The 20,596-nt window shown below is 39.6% G+C and carries 18 protein-coding genes; all 18 read left to right on the forward strand.

All coding sequences use genetic code 11. The annotated features are described in order from the left end of the window. Positions 1-28: 28 nt before the first annotated feature. The 18 genes from O1Q80_RS04670 (at position 29) to O1Q80_RS04755 (ending at position 20,588) form a co-directional block, all read left to right on the forward strand. Complete coding sequence (locus O1Q80_RS04670; protein WP_386695977.1) at positions 29-1,120, forward strand: PhoH family protein; 1,092 nt, start codon at positions 29-31, stop codon at positions 1,118-1,120. Continuing rightward, positions 1,113-1,580: an rRNA maturation RNase YbeY gene (gene ybeY, locus O1Q80_RS04675; RefSeq protein WP_386695979.1), complete on the forward strand. Its 468-nt coding sequence runs from the start codon at positions 1,113-1,115 to the stop codon at positions 1,578-1,580. Before O1Q80_RS04670 ends, ybeY begins: the two co-directional genes overlap by 8 nt. Next, a complete protein-coding gene (locus O1Q80_RS04680) occupies positions 1,580-3,472 on the forward strand; it encodes a tRNA(Met) cytidine acetyltransferase TmcA (protein ID WP_386695980.1) in 1,893 nt (630 codons plus the stop codon). The genes ybeY and O1Q80_RS04680 overlap by 1 nt, the downstream gene beginning before the upstream one ends. Further along, positions 3,469-3,639, forward strand: coding sequence for a DUF5363 domain-containing protein (locus O1Q80_RS04685; protein ID WP_386689816.1), 171 nt, complete (start codon positions 3,469-3,471; stop codon positions 3,637-3,639). Before O1Q80_RS04680 ends, O1Q80_RS04685 begins: the two co-directional genes overlap by 4 nt. Positions 3,640-3,821: 182 nt before the next feature. Next, a complete protein-coding gene (locus O1Q80_RS04690) occupies positions 3,822-5,411 on the forward strand; it encodes a carbon starvation protein A (protein ID WP_386695982.1) in 1,590 nt (529 codons plus the stop codon). 213 nt (positions 5,412-5,624) lie between these two features. Next, a complete protein-coding gene (gene mraZ, locus O1Q80_RS04695) occupies positions 5,625-6,083 on the forward strand; it encodes a division/cell wall cluster transcriptional repressor MraZ (RefSeq protein WP_386695984.1) in 459 nt (152 codons plus the stop codon). A gap of 147 nt (positions 6,084-6,230) precedes the next feature. After that, positions 6,231-7,193 (forward strand): 16S rRNA (cytosine(1402)-N(4))-methyltransferase RsmH, encoded by a 963-nt coding sequence (gene rsmH, locus O1Q80_RS04700; protein ID WP_386689823.1) that lies wholly within the window; start codon positions 6,231-6,233, stop codon positions 7,191-7,193. 2 nt (positions 7,194-7,195) lie between these two features. Beyond that, positions 7,196-7,525 (forward strand): cell division protein FtsL, encoded by a 330-nt coding sequence (gene ftsL, locus O1Q80_RS04705; protein ID WP_386689826.1) that lies wholly within the window; start codon positions 7,196-7,198, stop codon positions 7,523-7,525. Then, complete coding sequence (locus tag O1Q80_RS04710) at positions 7,522-9,357, forward strand: penicillin-binding transpeptidase domain-containing protein (RefSeq protein WP_386695986.1); 1,836 nt, start codon at positions 7,522-7,524, stop codon at positions 9,355-9,357. The genes ftsL and O1Q80_RS04710 overlap by 4 nt, the downstream gene beginning before the upstream one ends. Before the next feature lie 10 nt (positions 9,358-9,367). Continuing rightward, positions 9,368-10,843 carry a UDP-N-acetylmuramoyl-L-alanyl-D-glutamate--2,6-diaminopimelate ligase gene (gene murE, locus O1Q80_RS04715; RefSeq protein ID WP_386695987.1) on the forward strand — a complete coding sequence of 492 codons (1,476 nt, stop codon included), beginning with the start codon at positions 9,368-9,370 and terminating at the stop codon, positions 10,841-10,843. A gap of 424 nt (positions 10,844-11,267) precedes the next feature. Continuing rightward, on the forward strand, positions 11,268-12,674 hold the full coding sequence (gene murF, locus O1Q80_RS04720) for a UDP-N-acetylmuramoyl-tripeptide--D-alanyl-D-alanine ligase (RefSeq protein WP_386695989.1): 1,407 nt from the start codon (positions 11,268-11,270) through the stop codon (positions 12,672-12,674). Between the two features lie 6 nt (positions 12,675-12,680). Continuing rightward, positions 12,681-13,763, forward strand: coding sequence for a phospho-N-acetylmuramoyl-pentapeptide-transferase (mraY, locus tag O1Q80_RS04725; RefSeq protein ID WP_386689834.1), 1,083 nt, complete (start codon positions 12,681-12,683; stop codon positions 13,761-13,763). 18 nt (positions 13,764-13,781) lie between these two features. Beyond that, the gene (gene murD / locus O1Q80_RS04730) at positions 13,782-15,095 is read left to right on the forward strand and encodes a UDP-N-acetylmuramoyl-L-alanine--D-glutamate ligase (RefSeq protein WP_386695991.1); all 1,314 of its coding nucleotides are present in this window, start codon (positions 13,782-13,784) and stop codon (positions 15,093-15,095) included. Between the two features lie 8 nt (positions 15,096-15,103). Continuing rightward, positions 15,104-16,294 carry a putative lipid II flippase FtsW gene (ftsW, locus tag O1Q80_RS04735; RefSeq protein ID WP_132301354.1) on the forward strand — a complete coding sequence of 397 codons (1,191 nt, stop codon included), beginning with the start codon at positions 15,104-15,106 and terminating at the stop codon, positions 16,292-16,294. A gap of 56 nt (positions 16,295-16,350) precedes the next feature. Beyond that, a complete protein-coding gene (gene murG, locus O1Q80_RS04740) occupies positions 16,351-17,397 on the forward strand; it encodes an undecaprenyldiphospho-muramoylpentapeptide beta-N-acetylglucosaminyltransferase (RefSeq protein WP_386696147.1) in 1,047 nt (348 codons plus the stop codon). A 24-nt stretch (positions 17,398-17,421) separates the two neighbouring features. Further along, on the forward strand, positions 17,422-18,864 hold the full coding sequence (gene murC / locus O1Q80_RS04745) for a UDP-N-acetylmuramate--L-alanine ligase (protein ID WP_386692640.1): 1,443 nt from the start codon (positions 17,422-17,424) through the stop codon (positions 18,862-18,864). A 27-nt stretch (positions 18,865-18,891) separates the two neighbouring features. Further along, positions 18,892-19,815, forward strand: coding sequence for a D-alanine--D-alanine ligase (locus tag O1Q80_RS04750; RefSeq protein ID WP_386695992.1), 924 nt, complete (start codon positions 18,892-18,894; stop codon positions 19,813-19,815). Next, complete coding sequence (locus O1Q80_RS04755) at positions 19,815-20,588, forward strand: cell division protein FtsQ/DivIB (RefSeq protein WP_386695994.1); 774 nt, start codon at positions 19,815-19,817, stop codon at positions 20,586-20,588. Before O1Q80_RS04750 ends, O1Q80_RS04755 begins: the two co-directional genes overlap by 1 nt. Positions 20,589-20,596 lie beyond the last annotated feature (8 nt).

A 20,596-nucleotide genomic window follows, 5' to 3' on the forward strand; every position in this document is an offset into this window, starting at 1 on the left:
TCACTAGATCCTATTTTTATATAAAACCATGACCGAAAAATTAACCCAACAATTCACCCTCGCCCCAACGGATAACGCCCGTTTGCAATCCCTTTGTGGTGCTTTTGATGATCATTTAAAGCTGATTGAAAAAGAATTTAATCTTTCTATTGCTCGCCGTGATTTTGATTTTACCATTCAATCCAATGATCAACAGGCAAAACCGCATCACGCCCATTTATTGCAAAGTGCGGTGCGATTAATTCAACATTTATATGTAGAAACCGCACCGATTAAAGGCAAAATTAAAGAGTTAGATTTGGAAGATGTCCATCTTGCGATTCAAGAAAGCCGAATGTTAGCACAAGTTGATCCTGATGAACGTGCAGAAAGTAAGGTATATGCCACCACGATCAAAACCAAACGAGGCTTAATTAAACCGCGTGGTAAAAATCAGATTGAGTATTTGCATCATATTTTGACCCATGATATTAGTTTTGGCATTGGACCTGCAGGCACAGGGAAAACCTTTTTAGCTGTAGCAGCTGCGGTGGAAGCCCTTGAACGACAAGAAATTCGCCGTATTTTACTGACCCGTCCAGCCGTAGAAGCAGGCGAAAAATTGGGCTTTTTACCAGGGGATTTGGGTTCAAAGATTGAACCCTATTTACGTCCGCTTTATGATGCCTTATACGAAATGCTTGGTTTTGAGCGAGTGGAAAAACTCATGGAACGCAATGTAATAGAAATTGCTCCGCTGGCTTATATGCGTGGTCGCACCTTGAACGATAGTTTTATTATTTTAGACGAAAGTCAAAATACTACCGTTGAACAAATGAAAATGTTTTTAACTCGGATCGGCTTTAATTCCAAAGCCGTGATTACAGGCGATGTGACCCAAGTGGATTTGCCACGTTCGCAAAAATCAGGCTTAAAACATGCGATTGAAGTGTTATCAGACGTGGCTGAATTGAGTTTTAACTATTTTGATAGTCAAGATATTGTGCGACACCCAGTGGTAGCGAAAGTAGTGCAAGCCTATGAAAAATGGGAAGCGGAAGATGAAATTCGTAAGCAAAAAATAGCGGAACAAAAACGCTTGGAACGTGAACGATTAACAGCGAGTGCAGAAAATGAATAATGTGATTGTTGATTTACAAATTGCCACCGAAAACCAACAAAATTTACCTACATTAACACAATTTAGCCACTGGGCAACGCAAGCAGTGCGAGCCGAAAGCCTTGAGCCAGAAATGACAATTCGTATTGTCGATGAAGCGGAAAGTCACGAGCTAAATTTGCGTTATCGTGGCAAAGATCGTCCGACCAATGTGTTGTCCTTTCCTTTTGAATGTCCTGATGAAGTGGAATTGCCGTTATTAGGTGATCTGGTGATTTGTCGTCAAGTGGTGGAAAAAGAAGCAACAGACCAAGGCAAGCCCTTAATTGCTCATTGGGCTCACATGGTGGTACATGGCAGTTTACATTTGTTGGGCTATGATCATATTGAAGAAGATGAAGCCGAGGAAATGGAAAGCCTAGAAACGGAAATTATGCTCGGACTAGGTTTTGAAGATCCTTATTCTTATGATGAAGAATAATGTGTGAACGCCAGTTAATTCCTTATTTTGACAAAGAAGAACCGCTTTTCCTATTCCAAAACCGTAGGGGTGGACAGATGTGTCCGCCCGAAAACGTACCATTAATATTAAACTCACAAAATTTTGCCAAAGCCAAAAATCTGCTCGGACAAGAATTTTCTGCGATTTTATTTGATGCCAGAACAACGCTAAATTTAGATGCACTCGCCATTGCGATTGGTACTTTGCAAGCAGGTGGTACGCTCGTTTTATGGTTAAATCCCAATCAGCATATTGATTTAGATAGTCGCCGCTGGTCTGGGGTGGCAAATGGTATCATTACGCCAAATTTTAATCGTCATTTTCAGCGTTTATTGCAACCGTTTTTAAGTTATTTGCCGTTTTTCTCGGGTGAATACCAAGATCCACTTCAATATCAGAAGCTGAAACCCACATCAGAACAACAAAATATCATTCAACAAATTCTACATTCATCCGCCGATATAGCCATTCTCACCGCCAAACGAGGTCGGGGAAAATCTGTGTTATTAGGTATGTTAGCTAATCAACTCAACACTCAGAAATGTTGGCAAAAATGTTGGCTCACCGCCCCGAATAAAAGTGCGGTGCAAACGTTGCAAGATTTTGCTGAACAACCGATTGATTTTATTGCCCCTGATGAATTAACTCAACAAATTCAACAAGATCCGACACAGTTTAAGCAAGATTGGTTGTTGATTGATGAAGCGGCAATGTTGCCGTTACCCATATTAAACCAATTTATCCGTACCTTTAAACGTATTGTTATTAGCACCACCATTCATAGCTACGAGGGTACGGGACGGGGATTTTTACTCAAATTCTTAACCAATTTACCCCGCACTTTTCAACAGTTTGAATTAACCGAACCTTTACGTTGGGCAAAGAACGATAAATTAGAAGTTTTTATTGATGAATTATTGTTATTGGAAGCCGAAGACCGCCTTGTGCAACCCGATTACGATCCGCAAACTGCGGTGCAAATTCGTCAAGTTTCACAACAAACCATCGTAGCAAAAATAAATGATTTTTATGGTTTATTGACGTTAGCCCATTATCGCACCAGTCCCCTTGATTTACGCCGTTTATTCGATGCTCCGCAACAACGATTTTATCTTGCAGAAAGTGGTTCGTTTTTATTTGGGGGCGTGTGGTTAATGGAAGAGGGTGGCTTGACATCACTGGATTTAATCGAAAAAATCTGTCGGGGGGAACGCCGTCCACAAGGTAACTTGGTGGCTCAAGCGTTAGCTTTTCAAGGGAATTTACCACAGGCTTGTGCCTTAAAATCTTTGCGGATTTCTCGTATTGCCGTACAACCTAACTGGCAAAACCATGGATTAGGGCAAAAGTTAATCAACACCTTAATTCAACAAGCCGAGGTGGATTTTCTTTCTGTTAGCTTTGGCTATACCGCAGAATTGTATGCGTTTTGGCAAAAGTGCGGTTTTATTTTAGTGCAAATCAGTGAGTATCAAGAAGCCAGCAGCGGTTGTTATTCTGTTATTATGCTCTGCCCAATTTCAATAGCAGGGGAAAAATTGGTGGCACAAGCACAACGCCATTTTCAGCGTAATTTTCCATTTTCTTTTCATCCGCTAAAAGCACAATTTCCCTTTCCGTTAGATTGGCAACTCACTGATGAAGATTTTCAGATTTTGCAAAACTTTGCGTTTTTTCACCGCACTTTATTTGCAAGCATTGGAGCAATTCGGCGTTTAATGGCAAAGTCAGATATGCTGCAATGTTGCCCATTATTAACTGCCTATTGCCAACAACAAAAAATTGATACAAAATCTGTGGGTGGTAAAAAAAATTGGTTAAAACAATGTCGTTTGGAAGTGCAAATTCAAATAGTAAGGAGTAAAAAATGACCGAACAAACCAAACCAAAAAGTTGGTTGCGTAAAGTATTAGATAAATATAATCGTTTTTGCGATGAGCTTGGTGTGAATCAGGGGGCTTGTCGTGGTTGTGTGCCAGTGGTGAAATTTGACCCTGAATCTGGAGAGAAAAATCAGAAAAAACCTAATAAAACGTGATTTACTTCACATTTTTAACTATTCATTGGCGAAAAAGTGAATTCTTCGTTTACTTTATTTTAACAACTCTCTAAAATTTCCAACTGGCTAATCGACAGAATAGATAAAAATGTTGTTTATTTTTATCTGTTTTGTGATTAAACGTAATCATTATTTTTCATTTCTTAATGAGGGTTCTCTCTATGTTGTGGTTCTTTTTCTGTGTTGCTATTTTAGTAACGGGTTATTTTATTTATGGCAAGATTATTGAAAAAATCTTTGTCATCAATCCAAAACGCACTACACCAGCCTATTCAATGGGTGATGGTGTGGATTATATGCCTATGTCAAAAACCAAAATTTGGTTAATTCAATTATTGAATATTGCAGGAACGGGTCCGATTTTTGGTCCGATTCTAGGGGCATTATATGGACCAGTCGCTATGCTTTGGATCGTGATTGGCTGTATTTTCGCAGGGGCGGTACACGATTACTTCTGCGGAATGTTAAGTATTCGTCATGGTGGTGCAACCATGCCGTATTTGGCAGGTAAATTCTTAGGTAAACCTGTGAAAGCCTTTATTAACGTGATGGCATTGGTGCTATTGTTGTTAGTTGGTGTGGTATTTGTTGCCAGTCCAGCCCAATTATTAAGTACGATTACCTTTGATTTATTTGGCTCCAGTGCGGCAGCAATGAATTTAGGTAATCCTGAAGAAATTCATCATGCTGTGGAAGTCGCGAAAGATTTAACTGTGTGGGGAATGGACAAGCCAACAGTGATTTCTGTTTGGACGTTTATTATCTTTGCTTACTATATCTTCGCCACCTTGCTCCCAATCGATAAAATCATTGGTCGTGTTTATCCATTGTTTGGGGCATTGTTGTTATTTATGTCTGTTGGTATGGTTTATGGTTTGTTAAGCTCACATTTCAGTGCGACAGATCCAATTGAATTTTTCCGTACCGTAAATGCAGACGGTGAAGGTTTAACTTGGGCGAAATTTACCCAAAACTTCCAAGTGAAAGGTGATGTGCCTGTTTGGCCATTATTATTCTTAACGATCTCTTGTGGGGCATTATCAGGTTTCCATGCCACCCAAACGCCATTAATGGCACGTTGTGCAGAAAATGAATCGGAAGGTCGTTTTATTTTCTACGGTGCAATGATTACCGAAGGTGTGATTGCCTTAGTTTGGTGTATGGTCGGATTGGCATTCTATGAAAATCCGCAAGCCTTACAAGATGCGATTTCTGCAGGTTCACCGTCTAAAGTGGTGTATGACAGCTCGTTACATTTCTTAGGTTTTATCGGCGGTATTTTTGCAGTGTTAGGCGTAGTGGTGTTGCCAATTACTTCAGGAGATACGGCTTTCCGTGCAGCACGTTTGCAAATTGCCGAGATTTTTAAAATGGAGCAACATTCTTTAAGTAAACGTTTAATGATTGCTATTCCGTTGTTTGCCCTTGGTTTTGTGGTATCTAAAATGGATTTCAGCGTGTTATGGCGTTATTTCACTTGGGCGAACCAAATGACAGCAATGGTGATGTTATGGACGGCGGCAGGTTATTTATATCGTTATAATAAATTCCACTGGGTCGCTTCTATTCCTGCATGGTTTATTAGCACCGTATGTTTTACCTATTTAGCCTATAACAAAATCGGTTTCGGTTTAGATTATGAATTATCTTGCTATATTGGTTTGGGATTAACGGCATTTTGTATTGTGTTATTCTTTACTTTACTTAAACCTTTGGGCGAGGGTGATCCAGAAGCCTTAGTGGCAGAATAATAGATCAAAAAATTGTCTAATTTTACACCGCACTTTGATTGAAAAATGAAAGTGCGGTTTTTTCATTTGTAAGAAAAATACTTTTTACTGTATAAACAGCTTGTCAATTAAACAATCTAAGTATAGAATTAAACAAAATGTGGGAAAAAGTGGAGTTTTGTGTTGAATAATTTCTCTTATTAACCCATTTATTTAATGAAATAAGGCAAAGATATGTTTCGTGGAGCATCAGCGGTTAATTTAGATACAAAGGGTCGTCTTGCGATCCCGACTCGCTATCGCCCCGAAATTATCGAACAGAACCAAGGACAAATGGTTTGTACCGTGGATATTCGTCAACCTTGTTTATTGCTTTACCCATTAGCCGAATGGGAAATAATTGAGCAAAAATTATTGGCATTGTCAAATTTTGACCCGACTCAACGCAGTTTACAGCGTGTTATGTTGGGTTATGCCACGGAATGTGAATTAGACAGTGCGGGTAGAATACTAGTGAGTTCGCCATTACGTCAACATGCAAAATTAGAAAAAAATATTATGTTAGTTGGGCAGCTCAATAAGTTTGAGATTTGGTCTGAAGCCGAATGGTCCGCACAAATTGAACAAGACATGGCATTAGGTTCAAGTGGACAATTTGCTGTGTCAGAAGCATTAAAAACGCTCTCTTTATAATAGAGGGTGGCACTAGCAAACTCGCTTAAGCGGCAAAGATCGTATGGCGAGATAATAAAAAAGGTGGCGGGCTAGGTTTTCCTAGCTCTGCTAAACCTAACGAATTCCTTTCTTTTTATAGTTAATTTTAGTTTTTGAGATAGTTTTATGAGTTTGCAAAATACCTTATATCCAGCCCATACCACCGTTTTATTAAATGAAGCGGTGCAAGGCTTGGCGTTGAAAGAAAAAGGTATTTATATTGACGGAACATTTGGTCGTGGCGGTCATTCTCGTTTAATCCTTTCTCAACTAGGTGAAAATGGTCGTTTAATTGCGATTGATCGTGATCCACAAGCTATTGCCGAAGCGAGTAAAATTCAAGATGCTCGTTTTCAGATTGAACATAACAGCTTTTCTGCGATGCCTGAAATTTGTGAAAAATTAGGTTTAGTCGGTAAAATTGACGGTATTTTGCTCGATCTTGGGGTGTCTTCTCCACAACTTGATGAGGCAGAACGTGGCTTTAGCTTTATGAAAGATGGTCCGTTGGATATGCGAATGGATACAAGCAAAGGACAATCAGCTACAGAGTGGTTGGCTAATGTTAGTGAAAGCGATTTAGCTTGGGTGCTGAAGACCTTTGGGGAAGAACGTTTTGCTAAACGAATTGCCAGTGCTATTGTAAATTACAATAAAAATGCGATACAAAATAATCAGCCGATTTTACACCGCACTTTATCATTAGCAGAAGTCATTGCGAATGCAGTGCCGTTTAAGGATAAACATAAACATCCAGCGACACGTAGTTTTCAGGCGATTCGGATTTTTATCAATGCGGAATTAGATGAATTAGAAAGCGTATTAAATTCAGCGGTTGAACTGTTAGCTCCGCAAGGGCGTTTGTCTATAATTAGTTTCCATTCTTTAGAAGACAGAATGGTAAAACACTTTATACGCAAGCAAAGCAAAGGGGAAAATATTCCAAAAGGCTTGCCGTTGCGTGAAGATCAGATTCAGCGTAATCAAACTTTAAAAACTATCGGTAAGGCGATTCAAGCCAGTGAACAAGAAATTGCGTTGAACCCACGTTCACGTAGTGCAGTATTACGTATAGCGGAGAAACTTTAATAATGAACGAGCCACTATTAAATAGCCAACGCTATCCATTACAACATATTTTAATTCAGGATATTTTTGCTGCGAATAAACTCGCTCTTTGTTTATTATTTGCCATTGTGATTACCGCTGTCGGTACAGTGTGGATCACTTACCAAACACGAGCATTAATTTCACAGAAAAGTGCTTTAATAGCACAAAAAGAAGATCTTGAGAATGAATATGTCAATTTGAAATTAGAGGAAACCACCCTAAGCGATAATAGCCGTATTGAGTCTATGGCGATTAATGGGTTAGGTATGAGTAGAGTTAAACCAGAACAAGAAGTGGTGATTTTAGAATGAAAGTGAAATTTAATTCAGCACGCCATCAAGCGAAACCGAAAAGTGCGGTGAAAAAATCCGTTAATTCAGCTAGTGTTAAGCCAAATAAACCCGTGAAACTCTATGAAAATAGTTTCTTAAAAGGACGTTACCGTTGGGTGATGGGCTTTGTTTGTTTTGGACTTTTTGCTTTAGTGGCACGTGCCGCATTCGTGCAAGCAATTAATGTGGAAACCTTTAACGATGAAGCAGATAAACGTTCATTACGTGAGCAAAAAGTGTTATCTGCTCGTGGTTCGATTTTGGATCGTAATGGACAAATGTTGTCCGTAAGTGTGCCGATGTATAACATCAAGGCGGATCCGAAATTGATTTTAGAGGGAAATTACTTAGCGGATAAAGAACGTTGGAAAGCCTTAGCCAAGTCACTCAATATTAGCTACAAGGATCTTGTGGCGAAAATCGAAAATAAACCTAAATCACGAGATATTATTTTAGGTCGCAAGGTGACAAAAAATGTGGTGGATTATATTCATCAATTAAAAATCCCTGGCATTGTGTTTGAAAATGATTTCCGCCGTTTTTATCCAAGAGCAGAAGAAACAGCCCATTTAGTCGGTTTTACTGATATTGATAATAACGGTATTGAAGGCATTGAGAAAAGTTTAAATAACGATTTAATTGGTAAAGCGGGTTTACGTGCTTATCGGAAAGATAAAAAAGGCAACGTTATTGAAGAAATTGCAGATGTGAAAAAATATTCTGCTCATGATGTAGTATTGAGTATTGATGAAAAATTGCAATCTATGGTTTATCGTGAAATTGCCAAAGCAGTGCAAGAAAACAAAGCAAATTCAGGTACAGCAGTATTAGTTGACGTTCGTACTGGGGAAGTATTGGCAATGGCAAATGCCCCTTCTTACAATCCAAATAAACGTACTGGTGTGGCAGAAGAATTAATGCGTAATCGTGCTGTAACGGATACGTTTGAGCCAGGTTCAACAGTAAAACCTTTTGTGGTTTTAACCGCACTTCAACGTGGAGCTGTTCGCCGTAATGAAATTATTAATACAGGACCTTTAGTATTAAATGGTAAAGAAGTGAAAGACGTAGCACCACGTGATCAACAAACTTTAGATGAAATTTTGGAAAATTCCTCTAACCGTGGTGTGAGCCGTTTGGCATTGCGTATGCCACCGTCAGCCCTAATGGAAACTTATCAAAATGCTGGATTAGGTAAATTAACCAATTTAGGTTTAGGTGGTGAACAGGCTGGTTTGTTGCGAGCAAACCGCTCACGTTGGTCTGAAATTGAACGTGCTAACGTGGCGTTTGGTTATGGTATCAATGCCACACCATTACAAATTGCTCGAGCTTATATTACGCTAGGTAGTTTTGGTATTTATCGTCCATTGTCGATTACCAAAGTGGATCCGCCAGTGATTGGTAATCGAGTATTTCCTGAAAAAATAACCAAAGATGTGGTTCAGATGATGGAAAAAGTAGCCATCAAGAATAAACGTGCCATGGTTGAAGGTTATCGAGTAGCGATTAAAACAGGGACAGCAAAAAAATTAGAAAAAGGGCATTATGTGGATAAATATATGGCATATACCGCTGGACTTGCCCCAGTAACAGACCCACGTTTTGCTTTAGTTATTTTAATTGATGATCCTAAAGCTGGACAATATTATGGTGGTGCTATCTCTGCCCCAGTATTCTCAAGCATTATGGGTTATGCGTTACGTACTTATAATGTTACGCCAGATTCCGAAGAAAGTGTGGCAAATCTAAGAAATATCAAACGTGTGGTACGCTTGACGAATAAACCAGATGGAAAACAAACAAATTAAGTGAGAAAAAATGAAAAAGTTGACCGCACTTTTGGGTAATTGTTCATTATCTGGTGAAAATTTAGATATTCTAGTAGAAGAGATGACCCTAGACAGTCGTTCTGTAAAGAACGGCTGTCTTTTCGTTGCTATCAAAGGACATACTGTTGATGGTCGCCGTTTTATTCCACAAGCCATTGAAAACGGAGCTGTTGCCGTATTAGCAGATGCCGACCAACCAAACGAACATTTAACCGTTCACTTGGAAAACAATATACCTGTTATTGCGTATTTTGATTTATCTGCTCATCTTTCTGAAATTGCTGATATTTTCTACGATAGTCCATCACAAAAATTAACCTTAGTCGGGGTTACTGGCACCAATGGTAAAACTACCATTGCTCAATTATTGGCTCAATGGACACAAATTCTAGGGCATAAACCAGCAGTGATGGGAACCATTGGTAATGGGTTATTAGGTCAGGTGAAACCAGCCGAAAATACCACAGGTTCAGCTCTTGAAGTACAATCATCTTTAGCCAATTTTGTGGCTCAAGGGGCGGATTTCGCCGCGATTGAAGTATCTTCCCATGGATTAGTGCAAAAACGAATTGAAGCCTTGCATTTTGCGGTAGCAATTTTCACCAATTTAAGCCGTGATCATTTGGATTATCATGGTAGCATGCAAGAATATGCCAATGCCAAAAAACGCTTGTTTACTGAATTAGTCACTCAACAACAAGTAATTAATGCCGATGATCAGATCGGTGCAGCTTGGTTAAAAGAATTGCCAAACGCAGTGGCAGTTAGCTGCCAAGCTGATTTCCAGCCAATGCAAAAAAATTGGTTAAAATGCACCGCAGTTTCTTTTAATAACAAAGGGGCGAGCATTGAATTTTGTTCTAGTTGGGGCAATGGTAAATTAGAAAGCCATTTAATTGGGGCATTTAATGTGAGCAATTTATTGCTGGTATTAGCTACTTTATTATCCTTAGGCTACCACCTTACGGATTTGGTTAAAACCGTTTCACAATTAACGGGAGTGTGTGGTCGCATGGAAATGTTGCATACGCCACATAAACCAACAGCGATTGTGGATTATGCTCATACCCCAGATGCTTTAGAAAAAGCACTACAAGCGGCACGTATTCATTGTAACGGTAAACTTTGGTGTATTTTTGGTTGTGGTGGCGACAGAGATAATGGTAAACGTCCACTGATGGCAAAAGTCGCTGAACAGTTTGCAGATGTAGTGATTGCCACTGATGATAATCCACGCACGGAAGAGCCAACAAAAATTATGGCAGATATTGTGGCAGGATTTGAACATGCCAATGCTGTGCAAATTATTCATGACCGTGAGCAAGCGATTAAAACCGCCCTACAAAGTGCGGTGGAAAATGATGTGATTTTGATTGCGGGTAAGGGGCATGAAGATTATCAGATTATTGGGAAAGTAAAACATCATTTTTCGGATCAGGAAGTGGTAAGGAAATATATTGATTAATTTAAATCGGGTTTCGCCCGATGGGCGACCATACTTTCTTTTGCTTGTGCAAAAGAAAGTAGGCAAAGAAAAGCACACCCCGACTTCACCGCTTATCTTTGCTTAGTTAAAATTTTTTTCACGGCAAAATCGCAACTCGCTACGCTCAGACAAGGCGATTTTGCCTAAAAATTTCAAGTCGCAAAGGCGGTTCAGACGGGGACCCATGTTTGCCGCCTGAAAATGCTTTAATTTGTAGGAAAATGGCGTCTGTCTGAGCGTAGCGAGTTTAGCCATTTTCTGTTAAGCAAATTAAAGCATTTTCAGGAAACAAGGCAAAGTTGGGGGGTGTTTCTTTTGTTACTTTTCTTTGCACAAGCAAAGAAAAGTAAAGAACGTGGCGAAACCCGAACTCAAAAATCACAATTTGAAATTAAAAACCAAAATGATAAAACTAACAACAAAAAAAATTGCTGAAATCTTAAACAGCAAACTCATCGGAAACGCTGAAACGCAAATTGAAAACATCAGCACCGATACCCGCCAACAAACGCAAAGCGGCTTATTCTTTGCCCTAAAAGGTGAACGTTTTGATGCTCATCATTATCTTGAACAAGCCATGGCACAGGGCAATGTCGTCGTTATTGTTGATCATGAATGTACTGTCAACGTACCACAAATTATAGTCCCTGATACTCGTTTAGCCTTAGGGCAATTAGCACAATGGCTTAAAGCCAAATTAAATCCATTAACCGTGGCAATGACAGGATCTTCGGGCAAAACTACGGTGAAAGAGATGACAGCTTCTATTTTAGCTCAAACTGCCAGCCGAATGACAACGGAAAGTGCGGTGGAAAAAAATCAAGTTTTATTTACCCATGGCAATTTTAATAATGATATTGGCGTGCCTTTAACTTTATTACGTTTAACCGAAAAACATCAATTTGCGGTGATTGAACTTGGTGCCAATCATCGAGGCGAAATTGATTATACAACGCATTTGGTGAAACCAAATGTAGCATTGATCAATAATATCGCACCTGCTCATTTAGAGGGATTTGGTTCTATTGAGGGGGTAGCTCAAGCAAAAGGCGAGATTTTTCGTGGTTTGAGTGAAAAGGGTGTCGCTATTGTGAATTTAGATTGTCATTATTTAGATATGTGGAAAAAAGAAATCGGGACACATAAATTACAATCTTTTTCCGCTTATAATAAGCAAGCGGATTTTTATGCTAGCAATGTCAAGGCAACAGAAACGGGTTCAATCTTTATTTTACACAGTCCTCAGGGCGAAATTGAGATTAATTTACCCTATTTAGGCGAACATAATGTAGCCAATGCGTTAGCTGCGACAGCCTTGGCGGTGAATGTCGGAGCCACATTACAAGAGGTAAAATTAGGACTTGAGCAACAATCTTTCGTCAAAGGACGTTTATTTCCGATTCAGCCCTGTGAAAACCTTTTATTATTAGACGATACTTATAATGCCAATGTGGGATCATTAAAGTCTGCCATTGATGTTTTGCAAAAATATGCCGCATTTCGCATTTTTGTTGTTGGAGATATGGCAGAATTAGGCGAAAATACGCAGTCTTGTCATCAACAAATTGCCGATTATACGGCACAAGCACAATTAGAATGTGTGGTTAGTTTTGGTTTGCATAGTGCGGTGATTTCACATCAATCCGCAGGGCAACATTTTACTGATAAAGCAGTTATGGCAAATTATTTAACACCGATAATTAAACAAAAATTAGCGAATAATCAACCTGTTGTGTTATTAGCAAAAGGATCACGCAGTCAAAAAATGGAAGACGTGATCGATATTTTAAAAGAAAATTTCGAAGGGTAATATTTCATGTTAGTTTGGCTTGCATCTTATTTACAGCAATATTTTAGCGATTTTCACGTTATTTCTTATCTTACCGTCCGTTCGGTTTTTGCCTTATTAACGGCATTGTTGTTGTCTTTATGGATTGGACCGAAAATGATCCGCCGTTTACAAATCTTCAAATTTGGGCAAGAAGTCCGTAATGACGGACCTGAAAGCCATTTCCAAAAACGTGGTACACCAACCATGGGCGGTATTATGATTTTATTCACGATTACCGTGAGTACCTTGTTGTGGGGCGATTTATCTAATCCGTATATTTGGTTCAGTTTATTTGTATTACTCGGTTATGGTGCAGTTGGCTTTGTCGATGATTACCGCAAAATTAAATATAAAAATACCGATGGTTTAATTGCTCGTTGGAAGTATTTCTGGTTATCTGCCATTGCTTTAATTGCAGTCGTGGGAATGTATTTAATCGGTAAAGATACTGATGCTACTCGTTTAGTAGTACCATTCTTTAAAAATGTGATGCCACAATTAGGTTTATTCTATATTATTTGGGCTTATTTCGTGATTGTAGGAACCAGTAATGCGGTGAATTTAACCGATGGTTTAGACGGTTTAGCGATTATGCCGACCGTGTTTGTGGCGGGAGCATTTGCGTTGATTGCATGGGCGACAGGAAATATTGAGGTTTCTAAGTATTTATATATTCCTTATTTAAAATACACGTCAGAATTAGTCATTTTCTGTACTGCTATTGTCGGTGCGGGATTAGGTTTTTTATGGTTCAACACTTATCCTGCACAGGTATTTATGGGTGATGTGGGTTCATTAGCGTTAGGCGGTGCATTAGGCGTGATTGCGGTGTTGGTACGTCAAGAATTTTTATTAGTGATTATGGGGGGGGTATTTGTGATGGAAACCATTTCGGTGATTTTACAAGTGGGTTCCTATAAATTACGCAAAAAACGGATTTTCCGTATGGCACCGATTCATCACCATTATGAACTCAAAGGCTGGCCCGAACCCCGAGTCATTATCCGCTTTTGGATTATTTCGTTGATGTTGGTGTTGATGGGCTTGGTGACCTTGAAACTACGTTAGATAAAAAAGGATTATGCTATGACAGATTATAAAAACAAAAACGTCACCGTGATCGGCTTAGGCAAAACGGGTCTATCCTGCGTAGATTTTTTAGTCAGAAAACAAGCTCAAGTAAGTGTGATCGATACTCGTGATAACCCTACAGGTGCTGAACAATTAGGGGCGGATATTCCGTTACATACAGGCGGATTAAATCAACAATGGTTATTAGACAGTGATTTAATTGTGATTAGCCCAGGATTAGCGGTAAAAACCCCTGAAATTCAGACCGCACTTTCTGCTGGTGTTGAAGTGGTAGGGGATATTGAATTATTCTGCCGTGAAGCCAATAAACCGATTATTGCCATTACAGGTTCGAACGGTAAAAGCACAGTGACTACGCTGGTAGCAGAAATGGCAAAAGCAGATGGTTTGCGAGTTGGCATGGGGGGGAATATTGGGATTCCAGCCTTATCGCTGTTAGATGATGATTATGATCTTTATGTATTGGAACTTTCCAGTTTCCAATTAGAAACCACTTACAGCCTAAAAGCGGCGGCAGCGACCGTGTTAAATGTCACCGAAGATCACATGAACCGTTATGTGGATTTAGAAGATTATCGCCAAGCAAAATTGAAGATTTATGTGAATGCCGAAACGGCGGTGATAAATGGTGAAGATTTGTTGTCTAAAGAAGACGGTAAGCAAAGTGCGAAACAACAAGTCAGTTTTGCGGAACATAATGCAGATTATTGGTTAAAAACCGAAAACGGTAAACAATATTTAATGGCGGGTGATGAAGTGATTTTGCCTTGTGATGACGTGAAAATCAGCGGTCGTCATAATTATATGAATGCCTTGGCATCGATTGCTTTGGCTCGGGCGGTAGGCGTAAAAAATAAGGGAATTTGCACCGCACTTCGTACTTTCACTGGACTCGATCACCGTTTTCAATTAGCCCATTTTGCCAATGGTGTGCGTTGGATTAATGATAGCAAAGCGACCAATGTCGGTAGTACGGTGGCGGCGTTAACGGGATTACATTTAAATGGTAAATTGCATTTATTATTAGGTGGTGACGGCAAAGGGGCGGATTTTAGCGAGTTAGAAAAGCTGATTAATAAGCCTGATATTTTATGTTATTGCTTTGGTCAAGACGGTGCCGAATTAGCCAAATTATCGGTGCAAAGTCAATTATTTGATACCATGGAACAAGCTATTCAAGCCTTGCGTCCATTGTTAAAGTCAGGTGATATGGTGTTATTATCACCCGCTTGTGCGAGCCTAGATCAATTTAGTTCCTTTGAACAACGTGGTGAACAATTTACCCGTCTAGCACAATCAGTTGAATAGGATATGTCATGGGGTTTTGGAGTAATTTAAAAGAGAGTTATCAACGCTGGACAACCATTACGCCAAGTAATGTGCTGTATGACCGCACGCTGTTGTGGTTATTTGTGATCTTGCTGTTTATTGGTTTTATTATGGTTACATCAGCATCTATTCCAGTGGGTACTCGTAATGAATTAGATCCTTTTTATTATGCTAAACGTGATGCCATGAATGTGGTATTGTCTTTTATTGTCTGTTATTTTTTCTTAAAAATTCCGATGGATAAATGGGAAAAATACTATATGTGGGTTTTCTTTATTTCCATTATTTTATTAGTGGCAGTGGCGATTCCTGGTATTGGTAAATCAGTCAATGGAGCTAGACGTTGGCTGCCTTTTCCTTTATTTAGTTTCCAACCAGCAGAATTTGCTAAGTTAGCTTTAATTTGTTTTTTAGCCAGCTATTTTACTCGCCGTTACGATGAAGTGCGTAGCCGTAAACTCAGTGCGGTGAAACCTTTCCTTGTAGTAGGGGTAATGGGGGCGTTTTTATTATTACAACCAGATTTAGGTAGTACGGTGGTATTATTCGTGATTACCTTTGGCTTGTTGTTTATTGTCGGGGCGCATTTTTTACAATTCGTGCTATTAATGGGCTTAGGGGTCGTATTATTTGTGTGGTTAGTATTAACTTCCGCCTATCGTTTAAAACGTTTAACGGGGTTTATGGATCCTTTCCAAGACCCTTACGGTACAGGGTTTCAGCTGTCTAACTCATTAATGGCATTTGGACGAGGTGAATTTTTTGGTGAGGGCTTAGGCAATTCTATTCAAAAATTAGAATATTTACCCGAAGCACATACTGACTTTGTGATGGCGGTAATGGGCGAAGAATTTGGCTTTTTAGGCATATTGTTAATGGTTTTCCTATTAGCTGCTTTGGTTTTCCGAGCCATGAAAATTGGTAAAGAATCTTTATTATTAGAACAACGTTTTAAAGGCTTTTTTGCGTTTGGCATTAGCTTTTGGATTTTCTTCCAAGGTTTTGTGAATTTAGGTATGGCGTTAGGCTTATTACCGACCAAAGGGTTAACCTTTCCATTAGTCAGTTATGGTGGTTCGAGTGTGATTATTATGTCCATTAGTATTGCCATTTTATTACGGATTGATCATGAAAATAGGCTTATGCGTGGTGGTCATGCGAGATTACGAGATGATTAAAAATTTCGGGGATAAATTAGGTGCAACAGAATAGAGAAAAAAAACGATTATTAGTGATGGCGGGTGGCACTGGCGGTCATGTTTTTCCAGCCATTGCAGTAGCACAATATTTACAGCAACAAGGTTGGGAAATTTGCTGGTTAGGCACCGCCGACCGTATGGAAGCCCAACTTGTCCCTAAACATGGTATTTCAATTAAATTTATTAAAATTTCTGGCTTGCGTGGTAAAGGTATCGGAGCGTTATTGAAAGCACCTTTTGCGATAACTAAAGCCGTGTTACAAGCGAGAAAAATTATCCAACAATATCAACCCCATGCGGTGTTAGGTATGGGCGGTTATGTATCGGGTCCAGGTGGCATTGCGGCTAAACTTTGTGGTGTGCCAGTGATTTTACATGAACAAAATGCCGTGGCAGGACTCACCAATAAATGGTTAGCTAAAATTGCCAAAGCGGTATTACAAGCCTTTCCAACCGCTTTTCCTGATGCTGAAGTGGTGGGTAATCCAGTACGTGCGGATTTGTTTCAAATGGCAAGTCCAGAACAACGTTTTACGCAACGTTTAGCCCATAATAATGGTAAATTAAGAATCCTTGTGGTGGGTGGAAGCCAAGGGGCGAGAGTGTTAAATCAAACCATTCCGCAGGTGGTGGCTCGGTTAGCTGATAAATTAGATGTCCGTCATCAAGTTGGAGCAGGTTCGGTAGAAAATGTTACTGCACTTTATCCAGAAAATGTGCGAAGTGCGGTGAAAATTAGCGAATTTATTGATAATATGGCAGAAGCCTACGCTTGGGCAGATTTAGTGATTTGTCGTTCGGGTGCATTGACAGTATGTGAATTAGCCGCAGTGGGTACACCAGCGATTTTTGTGCCGTTCCAACATAAGGATCGTCAACAATATTTAAATGCTAAATATTTGGCAGATGCAAACGCTGCTTATATCGTTGAGCAAGCAGATTTGAATGTTGATGTTTTGGTGAAGTTAATCAATCAATTAGATTTAAATAAATTACAGCAAATGGCAATTAATGCAAAATCCATGGCAACGCCGTTGTCTGCTCAACGTGTAGCAGAAGTGATTATACAAAATGCCAATTAACATTAAGAAAGTGAGATAATAAAAATGACACAATCACAAGAAACGATTAGACAAGCAAAAATTAGACAATCTGTGCCAAGTATGCGACGAGTTCGCCAAATTCACTTCGTAGGGATTGGCGGTGCTGGAATGGGCGGTATTGCGGAAGTACTATTAAATGAGGGCTATGCCGTCACGGGATCGGATATTGCAGAAAGTGCGGTGACAAATCGCTTAATTTCTTTAGGGGCAAAAATTTATTTTTCTCATCAAGCAGAAAATGTGCAAGATGCCAGTGTAGTGGTAGTTTCCAGTGCGATTAAGCCAGATAATGTGGAAGTGGTGGCTGCCCATGAAAAACGGATTCCAGTGATTCAACGCGCTCAAATGTTAGCTGAAATTATGCGTTTCCGTCATGGTATTGCGATTGCAGGAACGCACGGAAAAACCACTACAACGGCGATGATTTCGATGATTTATACCCAAGCAGGTTTAGATCCAACCTTTGTCAATGGGGGATTAGTGAAATCTGCTGGTACTAATGCTTATTTAGGGGCAAGTCGTTATTTAATTGCCGAAGCAGATGAAAGTGATGCCTCATTTTTACATTTACAACCCATGGTGTCTGTGGTAACAAATATTGAACCAGACCACATGGAAACCTATCATGGTGATTTTGAAGAAATGAAACGGACGTATGTGAATTTCTTACACAATTTGCCGTTTTATGGTTTAGCCGTGATGTGTGCGGACGATGATGTGCTGATGGAATTAGTCCCGCAAGTGGGTCGTCAAGTGATGACTTATGGTTTTAGCGAAAAAGCCGATTATCGTATTGAGAATTACGAGCAAACAGGTTTTCAAGGACATTATGATGTGATTACCCCAACGGGTGAACGAATTAATGTGTTATTAAATGTACCAGGTAAACACAATGCGTTAAATGCCACCGCAGCTTTAGTGGTAGCCAAAGAAGAAGGCATTAACAATGATGCGATTTTAGCCGCACTTGCCGATTTCCAAGGGGCTGGTCGCCGTTTCGATCAACTGGGTGAGTTTATTCGTCCGAATGGTAAAGTGATGTTGATAGATGATTATGGTCATCATCCTACTGAAGTCGGCGTTACCATTCAAGCGGCTCGTTCAGGCTGGCAAAATAAACGGGTGGTGATGATTTTCCAACCGCACCGTTATTCTCGTACCAGAGATTTATTTGATGATTTTGTACAAGTATTATCGCAAGTAGATGTATTAGTCTTACTTGATGTGTACGCCGCAGGAGAACAACCGATTGCAGGGGCAGATAGCCGTTCGTTAGCTCGTTCTATTCGTAATTTAGGCAAAGTTGACCCAATTTTTGTGGCGGATCATAGTCAGTTACCTGAAATTATGGATCAAATCCTACAAGATGGTGATTTAATTTTGGCACAAGGGGCGGGCAATGTGAGTAAACTTTCTCGCAATCTTGTGGAATTGTGGACGAAATAAGCAGAATAAAAGTAAAGAGATAATTCAATGAAACCATTAAAACAACAAAAAATCGCCGTATTATTAGGTGGCACATCAGCAGAACGTGAAGTTTCCTTAAATTCAGGGGCTGCTGTACTGCAAGCATTACGTTCGCAAGGCTATGACGCTCACCCACTCGACCCAAAAGAAATTAGCGTAGCTGAATTAAGCGAACAAGGCTTTGATCGTGCCTTTAATATTTTGCACGGACGGGGCGGCGAAGACGGTGTGATTCAAGGCGTATTGGAACAAATCGGCTTGCCATATACGGGTTGTGGAGTTATGACATCTGCATTAACCATGGATAAAATGCGAACTAAAATGTTATGGAAAGGCTTTGGTTTACCGATTGCTGATATGGAAATTGTCACTAAAAACACCGCACTTTCACTCGATCCGCAAGCAGTGGTGGCTCGCTTAGGTTTGCCATTAATGGTAAAACCTTCACGTGAAGGTTCCAGCGTTGGGTTGACTAAAGTCAAAGCGGTGGAAGATTTAAAAGCCGCAGTAGAGTTAGCCCTACAACATGATGATACGGTATTAATTGAAGAATGGTTGTCTGGTGATGAATTGACTGTGCCAGTATTAGGTGATGAAGTGTTGCCAGCGGTACAAATTGTTCCCGAGGGTGAATTTTATGATTATGAAGCGAAATATATTTCTGATAATACACAATATATTTGCCCGATGCCATTAAGTGATGAACGTTGGCAAGAATTACGTAGCTTGGTGAAACGTGCTTATGACGTGGTCGGTTGTCGTGGTTGGAGTCGAATTGATGTGATGACCGATAGCAAAGGAAATTTCCGTTTAGTAGAAGTGAATACCACACCAGGAATGACGAGCCACAGCCTATTTCCAAAATCAGCTAAAACGGTGGGTTATTCTTTTGAGCAGTTAGTAGAAAAAATCTTGGAGTTAAGTGTTTAATGTCCGTGATTAAACATAAATCGAAGCAGAAAACAGTCAAAATGCCAGAGTTTGATCTGAAAAGTTTAATTCAGATCAAACCATTACTTTTGCTATTGTGCTTAGGTTTGCTATATTATACTTATACCAACTGGCAAAACTGGTTAGAAAAATTAGACGATAAACCGATTAGTTCTTTTGCATTGTTAGGTTCGCCACAATATACCACTTATTCAGATGTGAGAAATCAAATTTTACAGATGGGCAAATTAAAAGGCTTTTTCGGGCAAGATGTGAATGCGGTGCGTACACAAATTCAATCAATTCCTTGGATTAAAGGTGCGTTGGTACGTAAAATTTGGCCAGATCGGTTAAGTGTATTAGTCACAGAATATACACCAGTGGCTTATTGGAATGAAAAAGAGTTTCTGGCAAGCGATGGTACAGTGTTTAGTTTACCCGTTGATAAGCTGAAAAATAAGGATATGCCACGGTTATTCGGGTCAGATTATCAAAGTCGTGAAGTGCTAGAGGCATGGTATAAAATCTATAAAGATTTAAAAGCAAAAAATTTAAACCTAAAGATCCTAGCGGTAAATGAACGGGGTTCTTGGGAAATTATGTTAGATAACGACATTACCTTAAAATTAGGACGTGGCGAGTGGAAAAGTAAGATTGATCGTTTTGTGACAATTTATCCACAAATTGAAGTGCCTGAAAATAAAAAAATTAATTATGTTGATCTAAGATATAAAGTGGGTGCGGCAGTGAGTTTCACTGATATTATTAAATAAATAGCGAA

This window comes from Lonepinella sp. MS14435, from assembly GCF_042485795.1.
Classification (GTDB): domain Bacteria; phylum Pseudomonadota; class Gammaproteobacteria; order Enterobacterales; family Pasteurellaceae; genus Lonepinella.